Here is a 24,249-nt window from a genome sequence, read left to right on the forward strand (position 1 = left end):
TCGAGAGCGGGGAAGGTGGGCCTGCCCCCGGCTTCGCGTCGCGAGGCGCGGCGGCGAGTGCGGGCGAGCTCTCGGCGATGGTCGGGGGCGGGGGCGCTGCTCGCGGGGACCCCGCTCCGGGCTCCGGGCTCGGGCATCTCGTGCGGTGGCGCTCATGACGAGCTACGGCTTCGTAATAGACAACCGCAAGTGCATCGGCTGCCACGCGTGCACGGTCGCGTGCAAGGCCGAGCACGAGGTGCCCGTCGGGGTGAACCGGACGTGGGTGAAGTACGTGGAGAAGGGCGAGTTCCCCAACACCGAGCGGGCGTTCCACGTGATGCGCTGCAACCATTGTGAGGATGCCCCGTGCGTGGAGGCTTGTCCGGTAACGGCGTTGTACGTCCGGGACGATGGGATCGTGGACTTCGACTGGGACCGGTGCATCGGGTGCAACGCCTGCATCCAGGCCTGCCCTTACGACGCCTTGTACACCGACCCGGGCACCCATACCACGGCGAAGTGCAACTACTGCGCCCATCGGGTGGACGTGGGGCTCGAGCCCGCGTGCGTGAACGTCTGTCCGGAAGAGGCCATCATCAGCGGCGACATTGACGACCCCGAAACCCCGATCAGCCGCCTCCTCGCCCGCGAGAAGGTTACGGTCCGCAAGCCGGAGAAGGGCACCAAGCCGAAGCTCTTCTACATAGACGGCGACGAGGCCGCGCTGACCCCCGGGGACGCCCCGCCCTCCTCGGACTACATGTGGGGCAACCAGCGGCGCGGCGTCGGCCGGTTCGTCCCGGGGAACGGGCACGGCGACGGGGCTGGCGTGATGCAAGGCGTCATCCCGCTCGGCCGCAAAGGCGGAGGGGGCTCCCCGGCCGCGACGGAGACGAAGAGGCTGTCCGGGGGGGCGCGGAGGACCTACGACGCCCCGAACAAGGGGGTCGCGTGGGGCAAGGAGGTCCCCGGCTACGTGTGGACCAAGGCGATAGCGAGCGGCTCGGTCGCCATCCCGTTCCTGATCGCGGGGCTCGGGGTCGCGGTGGAGGGCGCGGCGCTGTGGGCGGGGACCGTACTCGGCCTGGTGTTCATGGTGGCGACCGGGGCTTGCTGGTCCTGGACCTCGGGCGTCCGGACCGCTTCCACTACGTGCTGCTCAGGCCCAGTGGAAGAGCTGGCTGGTGCGGGGGCATACATCATCACGGGCTTCGGCGGGTTGCTGGCGCTGTGGGCGGCGCTTGATCTCCTCGGGATCGGGGCGGCGACGGCGGTGCTGGCGTGGCCGCTCGTGGCGTTCGCGGTCGCGACGGCCGTGTACACGGCGTTTCTGTTCGGTCAGGCGAAGGGGCGGGACTTCTGGCAGAGCCCGGCGCTCCCGTTGCACATGCTCGCCCACGCCGTGGTGGGCGGGGCGGCGGCGCTGTACCTGGCGTCGCTGTTCGTCGGGGGGCTCGAGCCCCTGCGCGAGGTGTTGCGGTGGACCCTCGGGGCGGGGGTACTCGTCGCGCTCGTCGTGATGTGGGTCGAGCTCGGGATGCGCCATCCAACCCTCGATGCCGAGCGGGCGGCGAAGATGATCTACGCGGGCCGCTACAAGGTCCTGTTCTGGGTGGGGTCCGTGCTCCTCGGCTCGCTGGTCCCGCTCGCCGGGGTGGCGGTCGGCGCCCCGCTCGCGGTCGCGACGGCGGCGGTGCTGTCCCTGGTGGGGATGCTCGCCACCGAACACGCGTGGGTCGAGGCCCCGCAGACCATACCGCTCGCCTGACCCAAGGGAGAAGAGATGCGCACACGGAAGCCACGCCGCTCCTTCGTCGAGCGGGCCGCGGCGAGGATAGGGCTCATCCCGAAGCTGGACGAGCCGGAGGATGTAGCCGGAGAGATAGAGCGTCTCTCTCCGGGCTCGGCCCTTACGGGCTTTCCGCCGCCGGAGAGGTGGGACGACTGGGTCGAGTACGAGGCGAAGGGCTGGACTCGCGGGGAGAAGCGGCGTTACCAGATCGTCCCGACCGTCTGCTTCAACTGCGAGTCGGCGTGCGGGCTCCTGGCGTACGTGGACCGGGAGAGCGGGGAGGTCAGGAAGTTCGAGGGGCACCCTTTGCACCCCGGCAGCCGCGGGCGCAACTGCGCGAAGGGGCCGGCGACCATCAACCAGGTCAGGGACCCGGAGCGCATCCTCTACCCGATGAGGCGCAAGGGGAAGCGCGGGGGCGGAGAGTGGGAGCGGGTGAGCTGGGACGAGGCGCTCGACGACATAGCGTCGCGCATCCGCAAGGCTCTGGAGGATGGCCGCAACGACGAGGTCATGTACCACGTCGGGCGGCCCGGCTTCGAGCACCAGCACATGGAGAGGATCTTCCGGGCCTGGCGCGTGGACGCCCACAACTCCCACACCAACGTCTGCTCCAGCTCCGGGCGCTTCGGGTACCAGCTCTGGGGCGGGTTCGACCGGCCCTCGCCGGACTACGCGAACGCCAGAGCCATCCTGCTCATAAGCGCCCACCTGGAGAGCGGCCACTACTTCAACCCACACGCCCAGAGGATCATCGAAGGAAAGACGAAGGGCGCGAAGCTCATCGTCGTAGACCCGAGGCTCTCGAACTCCGCGGCGATGGCCGACCACTGGCTGCCGGCCAGGCCCGGCTCGGAGGCGGCGCTCCTGCTCGCGATGGCCAAGGTCATCCTCGACGAGGGGCTCTACGACGAGGAGTTCCTGCGCGACTGGACCAACTGGCGGCAGTACCTCGAAGAGGAGCACCCCGAGAAGGACCCGGACTCCTTCGAGGCGTTCGTCCGGGCGCTCGGGGAGGACTACGCGGGGTACACCCCCGAGTACGCGGAGGCCGAGTGCGGGGTCCCGGCCGAAAAGGTGGTGGAGGTTGCGCGCGTGATCGGGCGGGCCGCCCCCGCTGTGGCGGCGCACAACTGGCGGGCCGCTGCCGCCGCAAACCTCGGAGGCTGGCAGGTCTCGCGCTGCCTGATGCTCCTGAACGTCCTCACCGGGAGCTGGGGCCGGCGCGGGGGCACGAGCCCGAACGGCTGGAACAAGTGGCTGCCCCATTTCTGGGAGGAGCCGCCGCCCCAGGGGGTCTGGAACACCTTCACCTACCCCGACGAGTACCCTTTAGCGCAGTACGAGATGAGCCCGCTCCTGCCCTACTTCCTGATGGAGGGACGGGGGAGGCTCGAGGTCTACTTCAGCCGCGTCCTGAACCCCGTGTGGACCTACCCGGACGGGTTCTCCTGGATCGAGGCCCTCACGGACGAGGACGCCGTCGGCTGCCACGTCGCCCTCACCCCGACCTGGAGCGAGACGGCGTACTTCGCCGACTACGTGCTGCCCCTGGGCCACGGCCCCGAGCGCCACGACCTGATGAGCCAGGAGACGCACGCGGGGGTGTGGCTCTCGTTCCGCCAGCCGGTGTTGCGGGAGGCGGCCAGGAGGCGCGGAGAAGAGGTCCGGTATACGTACGAGACCAACCCCGGCGAGGTCTGGGAGGACGACGAGTTCTGGATCGAGCTGAGCTGGCGCATAGACCCGGACGGCGAGATGGGGATAAGGCGCTTCTTCGAGAGCCCCTACAACCCCGGCGAGAAGCTCACCGTCGACGATTACTACCGCTGGATCTTCGAGAACGCCGTACCCGGCCTCCCGGAGAAGGCGGCCGAAGAGGACCTTACGCCTCTGGAGTACATGCGAAAGTACGCCGCCTTCGAGATTAAGCGGGAGGTCTACGAGCGGAACATGCGCGAGCTCGGTCCCGAGGAAATCGAAGGGGCCAGGGTCGGGCCCGACGGGACCGTAACGACGCCGGAGAGCCGCGACGGCGGCGTGATCCGGGCGAACCGGCGCGTCCCGCACGTCGGCGTCCACGTGGGCGGAAAGGCGCGTGAGGGTTTCCCGACGACGAGCGGGAAGCTCGAGGTCTGGTCTCCAACCATGGCCGAGTGGGGCTGGCCGGAGTACGCTACCCCCGGGTACGTGAAGAGCCACGTACACCCGGAGAACCTCCAAGAAGGGCAGCTCGTGCTGAACGCCACCTTCCGCCTCCCGACGCTCATCCACACCAGGAGCGGCAACGCGAAGTGGCTGAACGAGATCTCGAACAAAAACCCGGTCTGGGTCCACCCGAAGGACGCGCGCGAGCGCGGCATCGAGACCGGCGACCTCGTGCGGGTGACGACCGAGATCGGCTACTCCGTCAACCACGCCTGGGTGACGGAAGGCATCTCGCCCGGCGTCGTCGCCTGCTCCCACCACCTCGGCCGCTGGCGCCGCAAGGGGGACGAGGCGGACCGCTGGAGCAACTCCCTCGTGGACATAACGCGTGCCGGCGACGGCTGGCGCCTCAGGCAGATCGAAGGCCCCGCCCCTACGCAAGCGTCGACCCCGACACGAGCCGCATCTTCTGGGGCGACGGCGGGGTGCACCAGAACCTGACCTTCCCCGTCCACCCCGACCCCGTAAGCGGGATGCACTGCTGGCACCAGGCTGTCTACCTGACGAAAGCTCGCCCGAAGACCGCTACGGCGACGTCTACGTGGACACCGAAAAGAGCCGCGAGGTCTACCGCCGCTGGCTCGCCATGACCCGCCCCGGCCCGCGCCCCGACGGCCTCAGGCGCCCCGAGGTCTTCGACCGCCCTACAGGCCGGACCGGAAGGTCTACTTCGTGGACGGAAAATGACGCACTCGGCATGACGGAAGGGACGGACAACCGCGCGCAGACCCCTAAGCCTTCGGGAGCCCTGGCGAAGGCTTTCCCGGCCTACGCCTGGCTCCGGGGGTACGACCGGGAGGACCTGTCCAAAGACTTCACGGCGGCCCTGATCATCACGGTGATGCTGGTCCCGCAGAGCATGGCCTACGCGATGCTGGCGGGGCTGCCGCCGATCTACGGGCTGTACGCCTCGATCGTCCCGACGATCGTGTACGCCCTGTTCGGCACCTCCCGGCACATGCCGGTCGGCCCTCCGGCGCTGATGGCCCTCCTGACCCTGACGTCGGTCTCGGCCCTCGCCCGGTCGGGGACGGAGGAGTACATTGGCCTCGTCCTCCTCCTCGCGCTGACGGTCGGCGTCGTGCAGCTCGCCATCGGTCTCCTCGGGATGGGGTTCATAACCAACTTCATCTCCCGCCCGGTCCTGAGCGGCTTCATCTACGCCTCCGCGGTCATCATCCTGCTCAGCCAGGTGAAGCACCTGCTCGGGATAAGCCTCCCGGAAGGGACCTCGATGCCGGCGCTGGTCGCGGAGATATGGCGCAGCATCGGCGAGACGAACCCCATCGCCCTCGCCCTCGCGGTCTTCGGCTTCGCCACGATACTCGTCCTCGCCAGGGTCGCGCCGCGGTTGCCCGGGTCCCTGATCGCGGTTGCGGCGAGCACGCTCGCCGTCTTCCTCTTCGCCCTCGACGGGAGGGTGGACATCGTCGGGGAGGTGCCCCGCGGGCTCCCGGACCTCTCCCTTCCGGTCCTCGACGTAGAGGCGATCCGGGCCCTCCTCCCCGCGGCCCTCGTCGTCGCCTTCGTCGGGTTTATAGAGTCGATCTCGGTCGCCAAAGCCGTCGCCGCCAGGGAGCGTTACAAGATCGACTCGAACGCCGAGCTCAGGGCTTTAGGGCTCGCCAACGTCGCCGCGGCGTTCTCCTCGGGCTTCCCGGTCGCGGGCTCCTTCTCGCGCACGGCCGTCCAGTACCAGTCGGGAGGCCGGACGCAGGCCGCCTCGATCATGACCGCCCTGATGGTTGTCGCGACCATCCTGTTCCTGACCCCCCTCTTCTACTACCTGCCGAACGCGGCGCTTGCGGCCGTGATCGCCGTCGCCGTCTACGGGCTGCTCGACTTCAAGGAGGTCCGGCGCGCCTTCAGGACCAGAAGGGCCGACGGGCTGGCGCTCCTGATCACCTTCGCAGTAACCCTCCTCGTCGGGGTGGAGCAGGGGATCATCGCCGGAGCCGCCTTCGCCCTGCTCGCCTTCGTCAGGCGCACGGCCTACCCCAACACAACCGAGCTCGGCTACGTGGAGAGCGAGGACGCCTTCCTCGGCCTGCGCAGCTACCCCGAAGCGAAGACGTACCCCGAAGCCCTGATCGTGCGCTTCGACGCCCGCCTCTACTTCGCCAACATCCCCTTCCTGGAAGAGTGGCTGATCTCCGCGGTCGCCGACCGCTCGCGCCTGAAGTGGATCGTCCTCGACTGCCGCGGCGTGAATGGCATCGACTTGACCGCCATAGAAGGACTCGAAAACCTGGTCTCCAAGTACCGCGCCACGGACATCGAGGTCCTGCTCACCCACGTAAAGCTCCAGGTCCGTAAACCCCTCGAAGCCGCCGGCTGGAACGAAAAGTTCGAAGGCAGCATGAGATACCCAACCACCAGAGACGCCCTCAGAAACATCGGCCTCCTCGACGAACGAGAGGCCCGTGCCACCCACAACGGCCCCCGCCCCGACACACCCAACCCCCCCGCGAGCCCGACGTACCCGCAAAACCTCGGAGACTAGAGCCTATATACATAACCGTATTGACATATAGAGATTAAAGGCTATCATCAGGTCAACGCCGGAAAGGACCGGAGGCGCGAAGGAGGCAGTTATGTTGTTCGAGAGGATCTACGACGAGGACCTGGCGCAGGCCAGTTACTTTATCGGGTGTCAGCGGGCGGGTACTGCGGTTGTCGTGGACCCCCGGCGCGACGTGGGGGTCTACCTGGAGAAGGCCGAGAAGCACGGCATGCAGATCCTCGCCGTCACCGAGACGCACATCCATGCGGACTACCTCTCGGGTTCCAGGGAGCTTGCGGCTGCGACGGGGGCGACGCTGTACCTCTCCGACGAGGGCGACGCCGACTGGAAGTACGGCTTCGAGGGCGAGGGCTCTACGACGGGAGCGAGATCCGGGTGGGCAACGTCGTGCTGACGGCCGTCCACACGCCGGGCCACACCCCCGAGCACCTCTCGTTCCTCGTCACCGACGGCGCTACGGCGGACGAGCCCGGGTACATGCTCACCGGCGACTTCGTCTTCGTCGGCGACATCGGCAGGCCCGACCTACTCGACGAGGCCGCGGGCGGTAAGGACACGCGCTTCGGCGGGGCCAGGCAGATGTTCGCCAGCCTGCGCGACAAGTTCCTCACCCTGCCCGACCACGTACAGGTCTGGCCGGGACACGGGGCGGGGAGCGCCTGCGGCAAGGCTTTGGGGCCGTGCCCACCTCCACCGTCGGCTACGAGCGGCTCTTCTCGTGGTGGGGAGCTTACCTCGAACGGCGGGACGAGGATGGGTTCGTCGAGAAGCTGCTTGAGGGCAGCCCGACGCGCCTGTCTACTTCGGGCGCATGAAGCTCCAGAACAAGTCCGGGCCTGCGCTGCTTGGGGAGAGGCCGCCGCTCGTGCGCCACGAAGGCCGCGCGCTCGCCGGGGAGATCGAGCGGGGCGCGGTCCTGTTCGTCGACACCCGTTCGCGCGGGGCGCTCGCCGACGGCATGGTGCCGGGTGCCCTGAACGTCCCGGCCGGCAGCAGCTTCGTCACGTGGGCGTCGTGGGTGGTAGACCCCGAGGGGGACGACAGGCCGATCGTGGTGCTCGCAAAGGACGAGGCCGAGGCGAAGCTCCTTCGCGACCGGCTCTCGTACGTCGGCATAGACCGCGTCGAGGGCTACGTCACGGACCTCGAAGGGCTCGAAAAGGAGCCCGTGCCCACCGTCTCCCCGGAAGAGCTCGACGAGATGGAAGACCCCTTCGTGCTCGACGTGCGCGCTAAAGGCGAGCACGAGGCCGGGTACATCCCGGGGGCGATCCAACTGCACGGCGGGCGCGTGATGTGGCACCTCGACGATCTGCCGGGGGATAAGCCCATCGTCATCCACTGCCAGACCGGCGCGCGCGCAGCCGTCGTCGCGAGCGCCCTGAGGGCCGCGGGCTTCGGCCCGGTGCTGGAGCTCGAAGGCAGCTACGAGGGCTGGGCCGCCCGCAAGCAGCGGGTCCCCGCGTAGGACGGGCCGCCGCAAGGGGAGGCGCCGCGGGACGGCTACCCCGCGGCGCCTCCGGCATGTCCAACCTCTTATCCAACGGAGGCATCGTGGTGTATCAGCAGAGTTTTTCAGAAGACGCTTTTCAGGAGATCTTCCCGGAAGAGGTCGAACGGTGGCGGCAGAGGGGCGCTCGCATCGTCGACGTGCGCGAGAGGTGGGAGTACGAGGGGGGGCACCTGCCGGGGGCGCGGAACGTCCCGCTCGGCGAGCTGCCGGAGCGCGTGGAGGAGCTGCGGGGAAGCCCCGTGGTGCTCGTGTGCGCGAGCGGGAACCGCTCGGAGGGGGCCGCGCGGTTCCTGAGCCGGAGCGGATTCGGCGAGGTGGCGAACCTTCTGGGCGGGACGGCCGGCTGGGCGCAGCGCGGCCGGCCTCTAGAGTAGGCCGGAGGATGTTCGAGAAGGTGGTCCCCGCGGCCGGCTGGCTGCGTCGCTACCGGAGCGAGGACCTCGCCGGGGACGTGTCGGCGGGCCTGATCGTGGCGGTGATGCTCGTCCCTCAAGGGATGGCCTACGCGATGCTCGCCGGCCTGCCCCCCGTGGTCGGGCTGTACGCCTCGATCGTGCCGCTCTTCGTGTACGCCCTGTTCGGGTCCTCGCGCCAGCTCGCGGTCGGGCCCGTCGCCATCGTCTCCCTGTTGACCCTCACCGGCGTCTCGGCCGTCGCCGAGCCGGGCACGGGCGAGTTCGTCGCACTGGCGGCGCTGCTGGCGCTCATGGTGGGGGCCATACAGTTCGGGCTCGGGCTGCTTCGGGCGGGCTTCGTCGTCAACTTTCTCTCCCACGCCGTCGTCAGCGGGTTCACGTCTGCGGCGGCGATCGTGATCGGGCTGAGCCAGCTCGGCCAGCTCCTCGGCGTGAAGCTCGAGTCGAGCTTCTCCGTCCCGTTGCTGCTGTGGGAGGCGGCGGGGAGGCTCGCGGAGGTCGACCCGCCGACGCTCGCCATCGGGGTCGGGAGCATCGTCGCTCTGGTCGTGTCCAAAAGGGTCTCGCCGCGCTTCCCGGCGCCGCTCCTGGTTGTGGCCGCATCGACCCTTTTGGTCTACGCCTTCGGCCTGGACGAGCGGGGGGTGAGCATCGTCGGCGAGGTGCCGGGCGGCCTGCCCGCTCTCGCGCTACCGGCGATCGACGCGGGCGCGGTCGTCGCCCTGATCCCGACCGCCCTCACCATCGCCTTCGTCGGCTTTATGGAGTCGATAGCGGTCGCAAAGTCCATCGCCGCCAGGGAGAAGTACGAGGTCGACGCGAACCGGGAGCTCGTCGGGCTCGGGCTCGCCAACGTCTTCGGCTCCGCGTTCTCGTCGTACCCGGTGACGGGCGGGTTCTCGCGCTCGGCCGTGAACTACGGCGCCGGGGCGCGCGCGCCGCTCGCCTCGGTCATCACCGCAACCCTCGTCCTCCTGACCCTCGTCCTGTTCACCCCGCTGTTCTACTACCTGCCGAGCGCGGTGCTGGCGGCGATCGTGATGGTCGCGGTCTACGGTCTGATCGACGTGGGGGAGCTCGTGCGCCTGTTCAAGGTCAAGCGGGCCGATGCGCTGACCCTGGTCCTGACCTTCGCCGTCACGCTCCTCGTCGGCATAGAGCAGGGGATAATCGCCGGCATCGTCTTCTCGCTACTCGTCTTCGTGTGGCGCAGCGCCCAGCCTCACACGACGGAGGTGGGCTACCTCGCGGACGAGGACGTTTTCCGCAACGTGAGCCGCCACCCCGAGACCCGGACCTTCCCCGGGGCCCTGATCGTGCGCGTCGACGCCTCGCTCTACTTCGCGAACACGGCGTTCCTGAAGGGCTGGCTCGACGACGCGGTCTCCCGCCGCCCGGACCTCCGGTACCTGATCCTGGACTTCTCCGCCGTCAACGACATAGACGCCGTGGCCCTGGAGACGCTGGAGGGACTGGCGACGGAGCTCGGGTCTCGCGGGATCGAGCTGCACTTCGCCGGCATGAAGGGCCCGGTGCGCGACGTCGTCGCCCGCTCCGCCTGGCCGAAGGAACTGGGGAAGAACGCGACCCACCTCTCCGTGAAGCACGCCCTCGACCGCCTGGACCTCTGGCGCCAGCCGAGCAAGGCGCCCCAACCCACGGCATAAGCCCGCGGGGGCGCGGCGGTAGATCTACCGCCGCGCCCCCGCGATAGCCCGGGAAGTGCTTGCTCAGGCCGCCGAAAGCTCCTTTCCCTCCTTGAGTGCGCCCACCATCGCGTCCACGTCACAGTTCGCCCCGCGGTTGTAGGGCAGCTTCGAGAGCACCGACGCCATCCCGCAGGTGTCCGTAACGCCCGCAAAGACCAGCCCTGCGCCGACGGCCGCGGGCAACGCCCCGAAGCGCGGGCTCACGGTCAGGGCGAGCACCCCGCCGGCCGCCGCCAAAGCCCCCGCGACTATCCGGACCTGACGCTCCATGGAGATGCGCCCCCGCCCGCGCTCGACCGGCTTGCCGGCCGCCACCCACGCCCCCATGCCCCCCTCGAGGACGTGCAGGTTGGGCATCCCGCCTCCGACAGGGCCTCCCGAGCCTTCCGGGCCCGCCCCCCCGACTGGCACACGAGCACGACCGGCTCCTCGACGTTCTCGCGGATCTCCCGCGCATGCTCCCCCAGGAGATCCAACGGAACGTTGTACCCGCCCCGAATATGCACCGACTCGTACTCCCCGGGCGTCCTCACGTCGAGCACCCGCACGTCCGGGCGCTCGTCCATCAACTCACCCAAACGCTCCACGTCGATCACCGCGGGTATAGTGGCCGTCTGCATAACGCCTCCTTCGACAGACTACGTACTTCAGCTATTTTATATGACCACATTAGTATGTGGTCATAATAAGGAGGGTGCGCGCCGCCGGGGCGATGTTCGGCCGTTGGTCTGCGGGTAGGCGGTTCGGCTGCTCGGAGCGCTGGGGGCTTTGTGCGTTGGGGTGCGGCCGTGCGGGACCTTCCGCCGGTGCGAGGCTTCGGTGATCGGCGCGTTGTCGGGGAGGAGGTATAAGGTTGGGGCGCTCTAGGAGCTTCTGGAGAAGCCGCCGAGGTTCGCCTGGAGGCGGTCCTGGATCGAGCCGCACATCAGGTCGCAGAGCTCGAAGATGGTGGGGTCGGCTATCCTGTAGTAGGCGTTGAGGCCCTGCTTTCTACGCCCGACGATGCCCTCTTCGAGCAGCATCCTGAGGTGCTTTGAGACGTTGGCCTGAAGCGCGCCCGTCTCCTGCACGAGCTCCGATACGGTCCTCTCGCCGTCCATGAGGGCGTAGATCAGACGCAGCCTCATCGGCTCGGCGAGCGCCTTGAACCGCTCCCCCAGCATCTCGAACGCCTCGTCGCTCAGATCTTTGCCGCTGTACCTGGCCACGTCCGTCCTCCACATAAAAAATCACATTGCCATACGGTAATAGTCTAACACCGCCGCTCCTGTGGTCCTCTCGATCCCGAGTGTCCCGTTGTTTCGCGACGCCGGTCTCGGGCGATCGCCGGCGCCCCGCGTGCGTTATCGCGCGGGTCGTTTGACCGCGCGCACGGCGGTGCTCCTCTGCCCGCGTTCGTCCCCGATCCGGCAGAGGTTCGAGAGGCCGCGCGGCGGGCTTGGCGTGGCGGACGGCCCCGCCGACGGGGCTAGACATTTTTGATCAGGCGTATGAGCGCGTTGGATCATTACGCCACGGAGTATGGGAGGTAAGGTTCGGCCGTATCGGGGCGCAAGCGTGAAGGGAAAGGCGCGCCGACGACGGTAGCAGCGTGGTGCGAAAGGGACGGGTTGAGGCCTTGAGGGATCTGTGCCGGCGTCGCCTAGACGACCATTACCGTCGGCGGAAGTCGCAGAAAGAGGCTCAGCGATGCGCACGGCGACAGACCGCAGTAGGCTCACCGACCGGATCGGGGCGCCGGAGGATTACGTCGGGTACGGCGTCCACGACCCAGAGGGGCGCAGGATCGGGAGCGTGAAGGAGCTGTTCGTGAACCGGCGCGGGGAGCCGGAGTACGTCAAGCTGCGGACGGGGCTCTTCGGGCTGAGGACGTACTTGCTGCCGGTGGACGTCGTGCTGGTCGACGAAGAGCACAGGGTCCTGAACCTGCAATGAAGCTCCCGAGCGCCGGATGCCGAACGGGGGTGGGGCGTGACCGTCGCGTTCGTGTTCCTCGCCTCGATGACCCTGCTCTGCTCCCTCGGGTGGTCCTGAGCCGGAGCGTCGTGCGTTCCGCTCTGTTCATGTCGGGGGCGTTTCTGGGGTGGCGGGCTTCTACGTGATGCTCAACTCCCCTGTGCTCGCGGCGTTTCAGGTGCTCATCTACGTGGGGCGGTGACCGTGGTGATCCTATTCGGGATCATGTTCACCCAGAAGCCCCAGGCGAGGCGCTTCGGCGCGATCTTCAACGGGCAGCTCTGGCCCGGCGTCCTGGTGGCGGCGGGGGTCGGGGCGTTTCTCGTCTACGTGGTGTCGGCTCAGGGATGGGCCGGAAAGGCTCCGGGCAACGGGCCGAGGGACGCGGCGGAGCTCGGGCGGATCCTGCTGGGCGTCGCCGGCGGTGGGAGCGAGGTCTTCGCCCTGCTCTTCGTGCTGGCGTCGGTGCTGCTCATGGTGGCGTTGGTGGCCGCCATCGTGATCAGCTACCGCAAGCACGCGCCCGCGTCGCCCGAGGAAGACGACGTCTTCGTGGGCCGCGACAGGACCGCGTCTCGCGAGGAAGGGGCGCTCGACGGGCTCCCCGGCCCCGCGTCGCCCCCTGAGGGGAGCCCGCCATTGGTGCATCGAGACTCGTAGCAAGCGAGAATGAGGAGGAGGAAGATGCAGAACACGCAGCCCGCGCCCATCGGAACGGCCGGTATAAGCCACCGGCGCCTGCTGCTGGCCGCCCCGCTGGCCGCGGGCGCGGCGGCGCTGGCCAACGCCCTCGTCTACGCGATCGCGTCGGCTCTGGGGACCATCCCCACGGACGTCCCCGTCCCGGCCTCGGGGGAGCCCATAACGCTGTCGCCCGTGATCGTGACGTCCGTGATCGGGGCCCTCGGCGCGGCTGCGGTCTTCGCCGTTATCGCCGCGATCTCGTCCCGGCCGGCGCGGTTGTTCTGGTGGGTCGCCCTCGTGGTCCTCGCCCTCTCGTTCGCCACGCCCTTCACCATCCCCGGCGCCCCCGCCGCGATGATCGCCTCTCTGCTGCTGATGCATGTCGTGGCCTGGGCCGTCTCCGTAGCGCTCCTCGTCCGGCTCCCCGCAGCGCGGCGTTGAGGCAAGGTCTTCTCTGCGTGGCGGGTAGAGGCTCCTAGTAGCCCACGGCACCGCTCCGTCGAGCGGTCTGGCCGAAGCGGGGGCTCGGCTGGGGGTGCGTCGAGTAGGCCCCTCTCGACGCGACCGCTCCTGCTCGTCACCCCGGATCACCGCCGTCGATCACGAGGTGGGGGAGTGGGGACGTCCGTCCTTCCTTCGGGCCGCCGGTGGACCTGCCTCACGGGGCGTTTTCGCCGGGGGTGCATCGTCTTCTTCGAGTTCGCGTCGGCCCGGTCGCTCCTTTTGGCCGCCGTGGTCCTCCTGGAGGCCCTTGTGTAGCTCCCGCACCCCGGTGCCCAGAGACCGCGCCAGGTCGGGAACGCGCCGGGTCCCGAAGAGCAGCAGGACTATGGTGAGGATGATCAGCAGCTCCGTCGGTCCCAGGTTGGGGATCATGCGTTCCTCCTTTGTTGGTGACTTCTCCTAACCGGCCTCGCCCTGCCGTGCCCCCGCGCTTGGCGCCTCGTCGGGCTCTCTCGTACCGGCGCGGGGCGGCCGTTCCGGTCTTTGGAACGGCCGCCCCCTCGCCTACGACAGGAGTTCGGGTGACGTTCAGCGGATCACCCTGAACGTCCTGTTGGGGCTGATGCTCGCACGGGTGTCGGCGTCGCCGGCGAAGCTCGCCCTGACCGAGTAGAGGCCGGTGCGGGTCGGCTTGTAGCGGAACGAGAACGTGGAGGCGACGTTGCGCACCGCGACGATCCGGCCGCCGCGCCTGATCGTCACCTTCACCGGCCTGCCCGGATGCGCCGGGGTCAACCTGCCCGAGATGAGGCGGGTCTGGCCCAGCTTCAGGTTCGAGCGCGCCACGGTCAAGGCAGTCGAGCTCGGCGTGATGATCACGTCGGGCTGCCTGACGATGTAGACGAACGACGCGTCGCGGCGGTTGCCGGCACCGTCTACGGAGAATGCGTTGATCGTGTGTACGCCTAGACCGAGCGGGATCCTCTGCCCGTCGTAGAGCCTGCTGTTGTTGTTCGGCGGGAACCCGTCGGTCGTGAAGCGGATGGCCTCCCCGCCGTCGGAGATAAGGGCGACGCCTACCCCATTAAGGTAGGTGCCCGGCGCGGGGTCCGAGGTCAGGACCGGCGGTATCGTGTCCTTGCGCATCGTCTTCGTGTCGGTCGGCGGCACCCCGTTGCCCGTGAAGGAGGCCGTGATCACGAAGTCGCCCTGCGGCAGGGCCGCAAGCTCGGCGGCCGGCACCGTCGCCTGCCAGGTCCTCTGGCCGCCCTGGGGGCCGCCAAGGGTCGCGTTGTTCGGTTGTCCGCCGGGGACGGAGACCGTGACGGCGCTCACTTGAGGCTGCGCGACGCCGCTGACGACCATGGGCGTGCCGACGTTGGCCGCGTTCACCACGGTGCGGTCGACCGTCGTGATCGCGGTGCGGGAGAAGGCCGGGCACTCGGGCGTGGCGGGGCCACCGGCGGTCCCGATCGGCCCCGCGACGGTGGACTCGAAGGAGTTAGCGCCCGCCGACGGCTTGACGTACTGGAGCGTCACGTCCCCGCCGGCCCCTCCGAGAGCCTGGTTGAAGTTGCCGGCCGCGTCGGGGAGGACGAACTCCCGCACGCCGGCGGGTTCACGCCTCGCCTCGATGAACTCGTCGCCCTCCGCCACGAGCCCGGTGATGGGGGCGGCTACGTCGAACGTGCCCGGGGCGGTCTCCACGCCCCTCGCGGTGCCGACCACGGCCCCGCCGACCTCCTCGAAGGCGAGGTCGCGCACGAACGTGAAGTCCACGTCCGCCGTGTTCGCCGTGTTCGTAACCTGGACCTTGTCGCCCGGGAGGATGTCCGGCGTCGCGTCGGGCGCGTTCGGGTCCAGCGAGTTCGGGCCCCAGCAGTCCCCGTTGGGGAAGGCGCCGCCGCCGAGGTGGTTGATCTCCAACAGCCCGGTGGCGTCTGTTTGCTGGGTGGTGGAGCCGACGACCACGTCGTTCGGGCCACGCAGCACGTCGACCCGCATCGCGGTGTTGGCCGGGTACGCCTCCAGCAACACGAAGTCGAGCGAGTAGTCGACCTCGAGGTTGCGGTTAGCCCCGTTTACGGCCCCAAACGATGGCGAGGCGAGCGCTACGCCGAGCGCCAGGGCGGTAAAGGAGGCGCCGAGCAGCCCCTTGAGGCCGACCCTGCGCCCCGTGTGTTTCCCGTAGGCTGTATCCATTTCCGTTCCGTCCTTCTGTTGCCTGCCGCCGCTCTCTCCGGTTGCTTCTCGCCGTGGGCGCTAGGGGGGACGCGGCCTCGCGTCCTCTCCGGAAGACCGTTTCGCCGTGTTCACGTCTCCTCACTTCGCTCCGATTGTCTTACTGGTGGCCGTGGCCGTCTCCGGCCGGCTTCTCGGCGCCTCGGCCGGCCGGCGCTTCTTCTAACGCGACCGGGCGAGCGCCTCCGAAAGAGAGCCGTAGGTCCTCCTTCCCCTCCGATACCTGGAAGACGAGCGTCCCGGTCGCGGCGCTGCCGGGGGGCACCTCCTTGGCGTCGAGCCGGTGCCGGATCGGCCCGGTCTCCTCGACGCTTTCGCCGGAGACCCGGAAGTCTTCGGGCGAGGGGGAGAGCGGCGCGAGCCCGGCGTCCGACTCCCGGGCCGCAGCGGCGACCGGGCTCTTCGTTGCTTCCGCATCCAAGGTGCATCACCTTCCCGAACGAGGCGTCCTACGAAAGTGAATGTTGCTACTTGGGGGCAGGACGGGCACCACTAGAACGGGCGATCTTTTATTGGCCCCCTACGGTTAACCCCTTTGCGCTAGCTCCGACGGGACGCCGGGGGAATGCTGACGAGGCCGTGGCGGAGGGCGAAGGCCAGGGCGCCCACCCGCGAGCGCACGCCGAGCTTGGCGTAGATCCTGACCAGATGGGCGTGCTCCGTCTCCCGGCTCATGCCGAGCCGCCCGGAGATCTCCTTGCCGTCCAGCCCTTCGGCGAGGGCTTCGAGAATCTGGCGCTCGCGCGCGGTAAGGCTGGACGCGGCGAACAGCGCGATCTTGTCGCGTTCCCTGCGGCGGCTGCCGAGACGCAGCAGCTCGAACATCTCCTTCGAGGCGTAGATCTGCTCCCCGTCGCGCAGCTTCCGTATCGTCTCCAGGACCTCTGCGATGTCGGCGGACTTGTGCAGCACCGCGCTCGCCCCCGCCTCGATCGCGCGCCCGAACATCTCCCGGTCGACGGAGGAGGTGAGCACCAGGATGGGGACGCTCGGGTTCCGCTCGAAGATCTCGGAGATTAGCTCTATGCCTGTTCCGTCGGGCAGATGGAGGTCTACCACGGCGAGATCCATGTCTTCGAGCAGGGGACGGGCCTCGGCGAGGGTGCCCGCCTGACCGGTGACGGTGAAGCCCGGCTCGCCCTCGAGGGCGACGGCCAGCGCCTCGCGCAGGGCCGTATGGTCTTCCACCAGCAGCATGCGGGTCATGGCTTCGATCGTTCCTCGTCTCCGATGTTTGTCGAAGCGTATCGAACCGTAGGCGTCGAGCCCTGACCAAAGCTGCTCATCCCCATGACCAAGGTTGCGCATCTGCGAAGAGCCGCATCGGCTAGGGGTCGCGGCGGCCGCGCCGCCGGCGTCTCAGCGAGCGGCCTCGCTGCCTCCGTAGGAGTTGGGTCGGCCCGCAGCACGGCCTCCCGTGCTGCGGGCCGACGATTGGGCTAGCGCGGGTTGGCCCAAGAAGGTTAACCCCTTTCCGCTGCAAAAAGTTCACGCGCATGGGAGATGGCGGGGGCGGCGCCCGGTGCGACGATTGGGTTGGCGGCAGGACCGCCGCAGTACCGCGCAGGAAAGGGAGCAGCGATGCAGTCCGCTAACAAACCGAACCCCAGGATGCTGACTCGCAAGGACCTGCTGAAGCTCGGTCTTTTGGGCGGGGCGGCGTTGTTCTTGCCCCTTGAGCGCGTCGCTCGCACCCAGCTCGCCTCCCCGCGCATCCCGGAGGACCAGATCCCGACACTCCTGCCCCCCTTCGAGAGGAACCTCGCGTACCCGCCGGTCCTCCAACCCGTGGGGACCCGCGGCCTCACCGACTACTACCAGATCACGCAACGGGCCGCGAACGTGGAGATCGTGCCCGGATTGCAGACCCAGATCTACGGCTACAACGGCATCACGCCCGGCCCGACCATCGTGCAGCGTAGGGGCCGCACGACCGTCGTGCGGCAGATCAACGCCCTGCCCGAGACCACGGTCCACCCGGATCAGACCTACCGGACCACGACCGGGACCCACCTGCACGGGAACGCCTCGGCGCCCCAGTTTGACGGCTGGGCCGAGGACGTGACCGCCCCGGGCGAGGGCAAGGACTACGTCTACCCGAACGAGCAGGACGCCCGGATGCTCTGGTACCACGACCACGCCGTCCACCACACCGCGAACAACGCCTACATGGGCCTCGCGGGGCTGTACGTTACCCGCGACGAGATCGAGGACCGGCTGCCGATCCCGAAGGGCCGCTACGAGCTGCCGCTGGTCCTGAAGGACCTCATCGTCGCCGAGGACGGCTCGCTTCTCTTCGACAACGGCGGGGAGAGCAGCCTCTTCGGCGACATCGTCACGGTGAACGGCGTGCCCTGGCCCCGCGTCGCGGTCGAGCCGAGAAAGTACACCCTGCGCTTCCTCAACGCCTCCGTCTCCCGCGGCTACAACCTCGCCCTCTCGACCGGCGACCCGTTCACCGTGATCGGGCACGACGGCGGCCTGGACCCCTCGCCCAACGACGTGACGAGCTTCCGTATCGGGATGGCCGAGCGCTACGAGGTCGTAGTCGACTTCGCCAACAGGAGGGGGCAGCAGGTCGTCCTGCGGAACCTCGGCCTCCCCAACAACGTGGACTTCCCGCAGACGGACGTCGTGATGCGCTTCGACGTCGGCGACACCGTTACGGACCCCACAAACAACGAGGTTCCGGCCCAGCTCAACCCGAGCGACCACCCCTTCAGCCCGATGAACCTCACGGAACAGGACGCCGTGCGCACCCGCGTCTTCGAGTTCGGCCGCAACGGCGGGCTGTGGACTATAGGCGTGGACGGGGGGCCGGGCCGGATCTGGGACCCGAACAGGGTGGACGCGAACCCCGCGCTCGGCGACGTGGAGATCTGGGAGTTCACGAACAACTCCGGCGGCTGGTTCCACCCGATCCACACGCATCTCATAGACTTCAAGATCCTCTCCAGGGACGGAGGATCTCCCCACCCCTACGAGGGCGGACCCAAGGACGTCGCCTACGTCGGCGAGGGAGAGACGGTACGCGTCATCGCCAGGTTCGGCCCCGAGAGGGGCAAGTATATGATGCACTGCCACAACCTCGTGCACGAGGACCACGACATGATGACCCAGTTCGAGGTCGGCTCCGGCGGCCCAGACCCCGAGTCGGTCCCCGCGGTACCCGTGAACAGGCTGGGACCGCTGGTGCCGGTCCTGCCGCCTCCGCCGCCGCCGCCCGCGAACACCGCGCCGGTCGTAACGCCCCTCACGCCGCGCCCCAACTCGACGATCCGCGGCCTCAGGCCTACCATCGCGGCGGTGATGCGCGACGCCGAGACCGACCTCGCGAAGGCGAACATAAAGCTGTGGATCGACGGCCGGCGGGTGCTCGGGTTCACGTACGCCCGCTCCTCGAACAGGCTGGCGTACAGGCCGCCGCGCCCGATGCGTGCGGGGCTCCACGCCGTGCGGATAACCGCCAACGACGGCAGGGGGCGCTCGACCACGAAGACGTGGAGGTTCCGCATCCGCTGATCGCCGGCGGGGCGGGCGAGCGCACCTCCCCTCGCCCGCCCCGCATCTCCTGGGGCTATGCGCGCGGGGGTCGGGACCATCAAACTGAGGAGGCCGCGGTGACGAAGATGCGTGTGCTGCTGGCGAACGAGCCGCTCTCGTACCGGGAGATTTTGGCCTGGGTTCTGATGATGCTCAAGCCAACGTGGGAGGTGCGCGTGGCCGAGCCCGGACAGATCGACGCCGAGGTTCGCGCCTTCTCGCCGCACTTCGTGATCTGCAACCGCGTGACCCCTGCGGTGGAGGCGATGGCCCCGGCCTGGGTCGAGCTCTACCCCGACTTCGGCCCGCTCTGCAGGGTCCGCTCCTCCGACGGGCGCTACGCCGTCTCCGAGATGGAGTTCACAGACCTCCTCGGCCTCGCCGAGGGAGCGGAGCAGCTCCTTGAGCCCCGCGATGGTCAGGGGGAGATCCGGGAGCTCACTCGGGCAGGCCCCCTCGGCGCGTGTCCTCCGGAAGAATAGGCTCGTCTCCCCGTTTTCGGTCAGCAGACACGGCCAGGAAAAGACCGGCCCTTTCAGGGAGGCGAGAGGAAACGGGCGGCGATGCTCCGCTCCGTCAGCCCCGTTGGAGCCGTTCGGTCGGGTACTGCTCGGGGTCGAAGGCGGGGGGGTGCTGCGGGTCAATCTCCCGCAGGGCGTCGACGAGAAGCTGGGCGACCACGATGCTGCTGAAGCGCCTGTTGTTGGCCGGCACGACGCACCAGGGGGCGCGAGGGGTGGAGCAGCGTCCCGACAGGGTCTCGTAAGCCCCCATGTAGGCGTCCCAGTGCTCGCGTTCCTCGAGGTCCTCCAGGGCGAACTTCCACAGCTTGTCCGGCCTCTCGAGGCGGCGGTGCATCCTCTTCAGCTGGTACTCCTTGGAGATGTGCAGGAAGACTTTTACGAGGCGCGTGCCGGAGTCGTGGAGCATCTTCTCGAGGCAGTTGATGTGCTCGTAACGGCCCTCGACGAGGGACGCGGGGACCGTCTCATGGACGAGCGGGACCAGGACGTCCTCGTAGTGGGAGCGGTTGAAGACCCCGATGTGGCCTCTGGCCGGCGTCCGCCGGTGGATGCGCCAGAGGAAGTCGTGCGCCAGCTCCTCTTGGGAGGGGGCCTTGAAGCTTACGACGTAGCAGCCCTGGGGGTTCACGCCGCGGAAGACTCGCCTTATGGTGCTGTCTTTCCCGCCCCCGTCCATGGCCTGCAGCACGAGGAGCAGCGAACGCTTCCCCTCGGCGTACAGACGCTCCTGTAGGCCCGAGAGCTTCTCCAGCTCCCCGGCGAGCAGCCCTCTGGCCTCCTTGCCTCTCAAGCCCTGCGTCTCCTCCGGGTTCACGCCGTCGAGCCGGAACGCGGCGCTCGGCTCGACGCGGTACCGCTCGTGGTAGCGCTCGCCCACTACCGCTGGTAAACCTTCAGGCCGCCGGTGCGCTCCAGGGTTGCCTTGAGGCGCGTCATGGAATCGCCGAGGGGCTTGGATCGCCGCCGTAGCGAGCGGACAGCCGCTCGGAGATCTCCTCCAGCGCCTCATTCGGGAGTCTCTCTTCGAGGTAGCGGTACTCTTGCTCCTCCTCCAACACGCCGCGGGCCAGCCCGTAGGCGAACTTTTGTAGCGTGAAGGACCCCACACGGCCTCGCGCAGCCTCACCACCCAGCCGCGAGATCTCCTTGCGTATGCGGGCGTGTCCCAAGAGCATGCGCGTCACCGGCTCGAAATCGTCCCGGACCGTCCCGTAGCGCGCCAGGACGGGCAGGAGTGCCTCTTCCTCCTTGCGGAGGTGACGGCTCACCCGCTCGCAGAGCTCCGAAAAGTCGGGCGCCGACGCTACGGATGAGGGGACATCACCCGAAAGTGCGTCCTGAAGGGCTCGCGCTCTCCGTAAAAGTTCGCGGTGCTCCTCCATGAGTTCGTCGAAGACGAAGATCTTCTGCTGCACGGCTTTCGCCTCCTTCGGCGGGTCGGACACGAGCTTGGTCCGTCTCGGACGACTTCGGGTTGGACGACTCCAACTGTAAGGGGGTAGGCGCGGGTCGGCCTGAACAAAGCAGGTCAACGGGCTGACCAAAGTTGTTCAAAGCGGCATACGTCCGTCGGCTAGAGCCAGCCGGCCCGCTTGAATGCCCGGTAGAGGAGCAGGGAGATGACGAGCATGAGGGCCAGGGAGAAGGGGTATCCCAAGGCCCAGCCTAGCTCCGGCATGTGGCGGAAGTTCATCCCGTAGAGCCCCGTGACCAGCGTCGGCGCCAGGAGGATGGCGGCCCACGCGGAGATCCTCTTCGTTTGGTCGTTCTGGTTTATGCCGATCAGGGTGAGGTTGACGCTCAGGATGCTCGTGAGCAGCTCCCGGATGTCCTCGACCCGCTCCGTGACCCTGAGGACGCGGTCCCGCGCCCCGCGCAGCCGGGACCTCGATTCGCCCTCCTCGCCCTCGGCGAGGCGCTCGATCACCTCCGAGAGGGGATTCGTCGCCCTGTGGAACTGGACCGCCTCCCGGTAGAGTTCGTAGACGCGGCGCGAGACGCCGGGGTGGCCTTCGAAGACCTGCGTCTCGACCTCGTCCGTGTCCGTCTCCAGGCCCTCGACCACGGGCTCGTAGCCGCCCACCACCTCGTCGACGATTGCGTAGAGCACGGCCTCGGAGCCCAGCCTGTCGGGGTCCCCCTCGACCCTCCGCCTGGCCGTCCCGAGGGCGCGGTACTCGCCGCGTCCGATGGTGACGACGAAGCTCTGCCCCACGAGCACCTGGATCTCCCCGAACTCCACCGTCTCCGACTCGTCCGCGTAACGGGCCGTTCTCAGGACGACGGACAGTAGCCCGTCTATCCTCTCGATCCTCGGCCTGTGGTGCGAAACGCCCAAAGACTCCGCGACGGGCACCGGGACCCCGAACTCTCCGGCAACGGCCCTAACCTCCTCCGCCGTAGGGTCGTGCATCTCGACCCAGGACATCGCGCTCCCGGCTCCGTCGGTCCCCGGCGAAGGGGAGCGGGCGCACGGAGTGCCCGCCCGTCTCCCCCCGACGTACAAGGCGCGGTCCGCGATCATCGGACGAGCGGAAGGCGGAAGACGCGCGCCGGCCCGGGGCGGACCTCCCGCCCCGGGCCGGCGCCCCCGCCATACGAGGGGTGTGTCAGGCCTTCTCGCACCCGTCGCCCGCTCAGGAGAGGCGGCCGAGGGCGAAGGCGCCCGCTACGACAAGCACGATCAGCACGAGGAGCGCGATCGCCGCGACCGGGAGCAGGACCACGAGGGCCGCGCGGCCGGTCGTCGTGCCGTGCATCTCCCGGACGCCCACGACGCCGAGGTAGAGACCGTAGAGCGCGAGAATCCCGCCGACGAGCGGGATCCAGTTGACCAGGTTCGTCACCGCCGCGTAGCAGACGACCCGGAAGGTCGCCTCGAAGCCCGAGTTCTGCGGGCCCGCGAAGAGCACGACCAGAAGGTGCACGACGGCCGCGAGGACGAAGAGCCCCACCGTGCTGCCTATGGGCACGAAAAGAACCGACGCCAGAAACCCCAGAAAGCTCGCTTCGGCGGCCTCGAACCTGACGCCGCCGAGGGATGCATCGGCCCAGGCGAACCTCAGGAGGCCGCCGAGGACGGCGGAGACGAGGGCGCAGATCAGGGCGAAGACCAGGGGCGAGAGGTAGTCGCCCCGACGGGGGAGCCTCCCGAAGAACTCGGTGGGCCTCGTCACCACCCGGCGCGTCACGTCGACGAAGCTGTTGAAGGGATCCGAGAGGTTGTAATCCCCGCCCGGCGAACGGGCCGGTCCCGGTACCGCTCCTACGTTCATGTTCGCTCTCCTTCCTCGGAGCTCGTCACCTATAAGCGCCACCCTAATTCGGGGGGAACCGCCCGGCGTCGTCCAGATGGACCATCCCCCTGAGCAATCCTCGCCAAAAGGCAGCAATTCCTGGGCGGTAATCGATGATTGCCAGTCGAGCATAAGAGTCGTGGTCGGGGCACAAACGCTCCCTTACGTCACGGTGCGGGCGCGGGCCGATCCCGCCGATCGGCGGAGAAGGGGGCGAGCATCACCGGGGGCGCGGGCGTTACGGAAGCGAAGAGCGCCCGTCCCTGGTACGGCCTGTACTCCTACTCGCCCAATGCCAGCAGCAGCACGTCGCCGGAACGGGACACGGTGCCCTGGAAGGCGTCCTCTGGCCGCGAGCTCTCGAGCTCTTGCGAAAGGCCCGCGACGGTGACCAATCGCCTGGCGGCGTGGGGGGGCGGTTGGGCCGGTGCCACCGGGAAGAACCTCTGCCCCCATACCCGCCAGGCCTCGCGCACGTCGAGCTCCTCGCCGCCGTGGACCTCGATCACCCTTTTGCGCAGGGCCCACCAGTCCTCCGAGTCCCTCGGGCGCGGGTAGACGCCGTAGAGCAGGTAACGCTCCCTCAGACCCCGAGCAGCCGCCATCACCGGGCTCACGAAGGCCAGGTGCCAGAGCGGCGTGGCAGCGGCGGAGTCGACCAGGTCTGCGACCGCTCCGGCCACGCCGTCGGGGCCGGGGAACGCGGCCCCGACGGGCAGGTCTGCGTCGGAGCGGCGCGTTCCGATCCTGGCCGCCACGACGACACCGCTCGCCTCCACGGGGCCGAAGAAGGCCCCCAACTCCTCGCCCCCCACCTCGCGCATCTCGCCGCCTCGCGTTACCACGTCGACGGAGAGGACGTTCTCCCGCAGCCGGCCGTGCTCGAAGGAGCCCACGCCGAGGCCGTCGGTGGCGAGCCAACCGCCCACGGTCGCGCGGGGGGCGCTGGTGGGGTAGACGGCGATCCCTCGCCCGCGGGCACGGAGTGCGTCCTCGAGCTGCAGCCAGGTCGCCCCCGGCTCGGCCTCGACCCAGGGCTCGTCGCCGTCGGGGAGCCGCACGCGGCGCATCAGGTCGAAGCGGACGATTACGCTCCCTTCGACCGCCCGGGGCTCCGTCCCCGTGCCGGCGCCGAGTGGGGACAGGGGCACGGAGTAACGCGCGGCAACCTCCGCGAGCCACCGGACCTCCTCGACGCTCATGGGCGAGACGGCAGCCAGGGCGGCGTCGGCGTTCGCTACCTCACCGGGGTGAGGTGGTCTCAGACGGTCCTCGAAGACCTCCGTCAGGGCTCTTATCGCCTCTTCGTCGCGCCGAATCTTCGCCATACGCGCACCTCCGGTCCGTGAACGCCAAACTCAGCATACCGCCGGTGGGGTCGCGCGCCCTGATCCGATCTGACGGTTCGACCGGCCAA

24 protein-coding genes and 1 pseudogene are annotated in these 24,249 nt (G+C 68.7%); 13 read left to right on the plus strand and 12 right to left on the minus strand.

All coding sequences use genetic code 11. The annotated features are described in order from the left end of the window. Positions 1-154: 154 nt before the first annotated feature. From GBA65_RS07825 to GBA65_RS07850, 8 genes and pseudogenes are all read left to right on the plus strand, one after another. A complete protein-coding gene (locus GBA65_RS07825; protein ID WP_207956225.1) occupies positions 155-1,750 on the plus strand; it encodes a 4Fe-4S dicluster domain-containing protein in 1,596 nt (531 codons plus the stop codon). 15 nt (positions 1,751-1,765) lie between these two features. After that, positions 1,766-4,423, plus strand: coding sequence for a molybdopterin-dependent oxidoreductase (locus tag GBA65_RS07830; protein ID WP_207956226.1), 2,658 nt, complete (start codon positions 1,766-1,768; stop codon positions 4,421-4,423). Positions 4,424-4,523: 100 nt separating this feature from the next. Then, positions 4,524-6,485, plus strand: coding sequence for a SulP family inorganic anion transporter (locus GBA65_RS07835; protein ID WP_228281741.1), 1,962 nt, complete (start codon positions 4,524-4,526; stop codon positions 6,483-6,485). 91 nt (positions 6,486-6,576) lie between these two features. Next, a pseudogene (locus GBA65_RS26250) lies at positions 6,577-7,091 on the plus strand (MBL fold metallo-hydrolase); the annotation flags it as partial. Positions 7,092-7,186: 95 nt separating this feature from the next. Continuing rightward, the gene (locus tag GBA65_RS25100) at positions 7,187-7,321 is read left to right on the plus strand and encodes a hypothetical protein (protein WP_266096556.1); all 135 of its coding nucleotides are present in this window, start codon (positions 7,187-7,189) and stop codon (positions 7,319-7,321) included. Positions 7,322-7,371: 50 nt separating this feature from the next. Next, positions 7,372-7,974 (plus strand): rhodanese-like domain-containing protein, encoded by a 603-nt coding sequence (locus GBA65_RS22915; RefSeq protein WP_207956228.1) that lies wholly within the window; start codon positions 7,372-7,374, stop codon positions 7,972-7,974. Positions 7,975-8,060: 86 nt separating this feature from the next. Further along, complete coding sequence (locus GBA65_RS07845) at positions 8,061-8,393, plus strand: rhodanese-like domain-containing protein (protein ID WP_207956229.1); 333 nt, start codon at positions 8,061-8,063, stop codon at positions 8,391-8,393. A gap of 8 nt (positions 8,394-8,401) precedes the next feature. Next, entirely contained in the window at positions 8,402-10,102 is a 1,701-nt protein-coding gene (locus tag GBA65_RS07850) for a SulP family inorganic anion transporter (protein WP_166396101.1), read from the plus strand. A 63-nt stretch (positions 10,103-10,165) separates the two neighbouring features. On the opposite strand, the gene GBA65_RS22920 is transcribed toward GBA65_RS07850, so the two are convergent. From GBA65_RS22920 to GBA65_RS07860, 3 genes are all read right to left on the minus strand, one after another. Next, entirely contained in the window at positions 10,166-10,501 is a 336-nt protein-coding gene (locus GBA65_RS22920; RefSeq protein ID WP_228281742.1) for a YgaP-like transmembrane domain, read from the minus strand. Continuing rightward, a complete protein-coding gene (locus tag GBA65_RS26255; protein WP_207956231.1) occupies positions 10,393-10,764 on the minus strand; it encodes a rhodanese-like domain-containing protein in 372 nt (123 codons plus the stop codon). The genes GBA65_RS22920 and GBA65_RS26255 overlap by 109 nt, the downstream gene beginning before the upstream one ends. 243 nt (positions 10,765-11,007) lie before the next feature. Continuing rightward, the gene (locus tag GBA65_RS07860) at positions 11,008-11,352 is read right to left on the minus strand and encodes an ArsR/SmtB family transcription factor (RefSeq protein WP_207956232.1); all 345 of its coding nucleotides are present in this window, start codon (positions 11,350-11,352) and stop codon (positions 11,008-11,010) included. A gap of 481 nt (positions 11,353-11,833) precedes the next feature. Here GBA65_RS07860 and GBA65_RS07865 point away from each other — a divergent pair, with 481 nt between their 5' ends. From GBA65_RS07865 to GBA65_RS07875, 3 genes are all read left to right on the plus strand, one after another. After that, a complete protein-coding gene (locus tag GBA65_RS07865) occupies positions 11,834-12,079 on the plus strand; it encodes a PRC-barrel domain-containing protein (RefSeq protein WP_166396103.1) in 246 nt (81 codons plus the stop codon). A gap of 225 nt (positions 12,080-12,304) precedes the next feature. Beyond that, positions 12,305-12,760 carry an NADH-quinone oxidoreductase subunit J family protein gene (locus tag GBA65_RS07870; protein ID WP_166396104.1) on the plus strand — a complete coding sequence of 152 codons (456 nt, stop codon included), beginning with the start codon at positions 12,305-12,307 and terminating at the stop codon, positions 12,758-12,760. A gap of 24 nt (positions 12,761-12,784) precedes the next feature. Then, on the plus strand, positions 12,785-13,225 hold the full coding sequence (locus tag GBA65_RS07875) for a DUF6069 family protein (RefSeq protein WP_166396105.1): 441 nt from the start codon (positions 12,785-12,787) through the stop codon (positions 13,223-13,225). Between the two features lie 159 nt (positions 13,226-13,384). Here the strand turns inward: GBA65_RS07875 and tatA are convergent, their stop codons facing one another. The 4 genes from tatA to GBA65_RS07895 all read right to left on the minus strand — a co-directional run bounded on the left by tatA (position 13,385) and on the right by GBA65_RS07895 (position 16,675). Continuing rightward, entirely contained in the window at positions 13,385-13,660 is a 276-nt protein-coding gene (gene tatA, locus GBA65_RS07880) for a twin-arginine translocase TatA/TatE family subunit (protein WP_166396106.1), read from the minus strand. Positions 13,661-13,816: 156 nt separating this feature from the next. Then, positions 13,817-15,430, minus strand: a complete 1,614-nt coding sequence (locus GBA65_RS07885) for a chitobiase/beta-hexosaminidase C-terminal domain-containing protein (RefSeq protein WP_166396107.1) — start codon at positions 15,428-15,430, stop codon at positions 13,817-13,819. A gap of 139 nt (positions 15,431-15,569) precedes the next feature. Next, entirely contained in the window at positions 15,570-15,890 is a 321-nt protein-coding gene (locus GBA65_RS07890) for a DUF4352 domain-containing protein (RefSeq protein WP_166396108.1), read from the minus strand. Between the two features lie 119 nt (positions 15,891-16,009). Continuing rightward, positions 16,010-16,675 (minus strand): response regulator transcription factor, encoded by a 666-nt coding sequence (locus GBA65_RS07895; protein ID WP_166396109.1) that lies wholly within the window; start codon positions 16,673-16,675, stop codon positions 16,010-16,012. Positions 16,676-17,050: 375 nt separating this feature from the next. On the opposite strand from GBA65_RS07895, the gene GBA65_RS07900 reads away from it, so the two are divergent. Then, positions 17,051-18,991: a multicopper oxidase family protein gene (locus GBA65_RS07900; RefSeq protein WP_207956233.1), complete on the plus strand. Its 1,941-nt coding sequence runs from the start codon at positions 17,051-17,053 to the stop codon at positions 18,989-18,991. A 98-nt stretch (positions 18,992-19,089) separates the two neighbouring features. After that, a complete protein-coding gene (locus GBA65_RS07905) occupies positions 19,090-19,494 on the plus strand; it encodes a hypothetical protein (protein ID WP_166396110.1) in 405 nt (134 codons plus the stop codon). 94 nt (positions 19,495-19,588) lie between these two features. Here the strand turns inward: GBA65_RS07905 and GBA65_RS07910 are convergent, their stop codons facing one another. The 5 genes from GBA65_RS07910 to GBA65_RS07930 all read right to left on the minus strand — a co-directional run bounded on the left by GBA65_RS07910 (position 19,589) and on the right by GBA65_RS07930 (position 24,160). Next, positions 19,589-20,413, minus strand: coding sequence for a PPK2 family polyphosphate kinase (locus tag GBA65_RS07910; RefSeq protein WP_207956234.1), 825 nt, complete (start codon positions 20,411-20,413; stop codon positions 19,589-19,591). 55 nt (positions 20,414-20,468) lie between these two features. Beyond that, a complete protein-coding gene (locus GBA65_RS07915; protein WP_166396112.1) occupies positions 20,469-20,951 on the minus strand; it encodes a hemerythrin domain-containing protein in 483 nt (160 codons plus the stop codon). A 158-nt stretch (positions 20,952-21,109) separates the two neighbouring features. Next, a complete protein-coding gene (locus GBA65_RS07920; RefSeq protein ID WP_266096557.1) occupies positions 21,110-21,964 on the minus strand; it encodes a magnesium and cobalt transport protein CorA in 855 nt (284 codons plus the stop codon). A 208-nt stretch (positions 21,965-22,172) separates the two neighbouring features. Further along, a complete protein-coding gene (locus GBA65_RS07925) occupies positions 22,173-22,811 on the minus strand; it encodes a YIP1 family protein (RefSeq protein WP_166396114.1) in 639 nt (212 codons plus the stop codon). 302 nt (positions 22,812-23,113) lie between these two features. Beyond that, entirely contained in the window at positions 23,114-24,160 is a 1,047-nt protein-coding gene (locus GBA65_RS07930) for an FAD-binding oxidoreductase (RefSeq protein ID WP_166396115.1), read from the minus strand. Positions 24,161-24,249: the final 89 nt, after the last annotated feature.

This window comes from Rubrobacter marinus, from assembly GCF_011492965.1.
GTDB lineage: Bacteria > Actinomycetota > Rubrobacteria > Rubrobacterales > Rubrobacteraceae > Rubrobacter_F > Rubrobacter_F marinus.

Coding starts and splice junctions, on each gene's coding strand:
- GBA65_RS07825 (WP_207956225.1), top strand. CDS start 155: ATGACGAGCTACGGCTTCGTAATAGACAACCGCAAGTGCATCGGCTGC.
- GBA65_RS07830 (WP_207956226.1), top strand. CDS start 1,766: ATGCGCACACGGAAGCCACGCCGCTCCTTCGTCGAGCGGGCCGCGGCG.
- GBA65_RS07850 (WP_166396101.1), top strand. CDS start 8,402: ATGTTCGAGAAGGTGGTCCCCGCGGCCGGCTGGCTGCGTCGCTACCGG.
- GBA65_RS22920 (WP_228281742.1), bottom strand. CDS start 10,501: ATGCCCAACCTGCACGTCCTCGAGGGGGGCATGGGGGCGTGGGTGGCG.
- GBA65_RS26255 (WP_207956231.1), bottom strand. CDS start 10,764: ATGCAGACGGCCACTATACCCGCGGTGATCGACGTGGAGCGTTTGGGT.
- GBA65_RS07865 (WP_166396103.1), top strand. CDS start 11,834: ATGCGCACGGCGACAGACCGCAGTAGGCTCACCGACCGGATCGGGGCG.
- GBA65_RS07875 (WP_166396105.1), top strand. CDS start 12,785: ATGCAGAACACGCAGCCCGCGCCCATCGGAACGGCCGGTATAAGCCAC.
- tatA (WP_166396106.1), bottom strand. CDS start 13,660: ATGATCCCCAACCTGGGACCGACGGAGCTGCTGATCATCCTCACCATA.
- GBA65_RS07885 (WP_166396107.1), bottom strand. CDS start 15,430: ATGGATACAGCCTACGGGAAACACACGGGGCGCAGGGTCGGCCTCAAG.
- GBA65_RS07895 (WP_166396109.1), bottom strand. CDS start 16,675: ATGACCCGCATGCTGCTGGTGGAAGACCATACGGCCCTGCGCGAGGCG.
- GBA65_RS07900 (WP_207956233.1), top strand. CDS start 17,051: ATGCAGTCCGCTAACAAACCGAACCCCAGGATGCTGACTCGCAAGGAC.
- GBA65_RS07920 (WP_266096557.1), bottom strand. CDS start 21,964: ATGTCCTGGGTCGAGATGCACGACCCTACGGCGGAGGAGGTTAGGGCC.
- GBA65_RS07925 (WP_166396114.1), bottom strand. CDS start 22,811: ATGAACGTAGGAGCGGTACCGGGACCGGCCCGTTCGCCGGGCGGGGAT.
- GBA65_RS07930 (WP_166396115.1), bottom strand. CDS start 24,160: ATGGCGAAGATTCGGCGCGACGAAGAGGCGATAAGAGCCCTGACGGAG.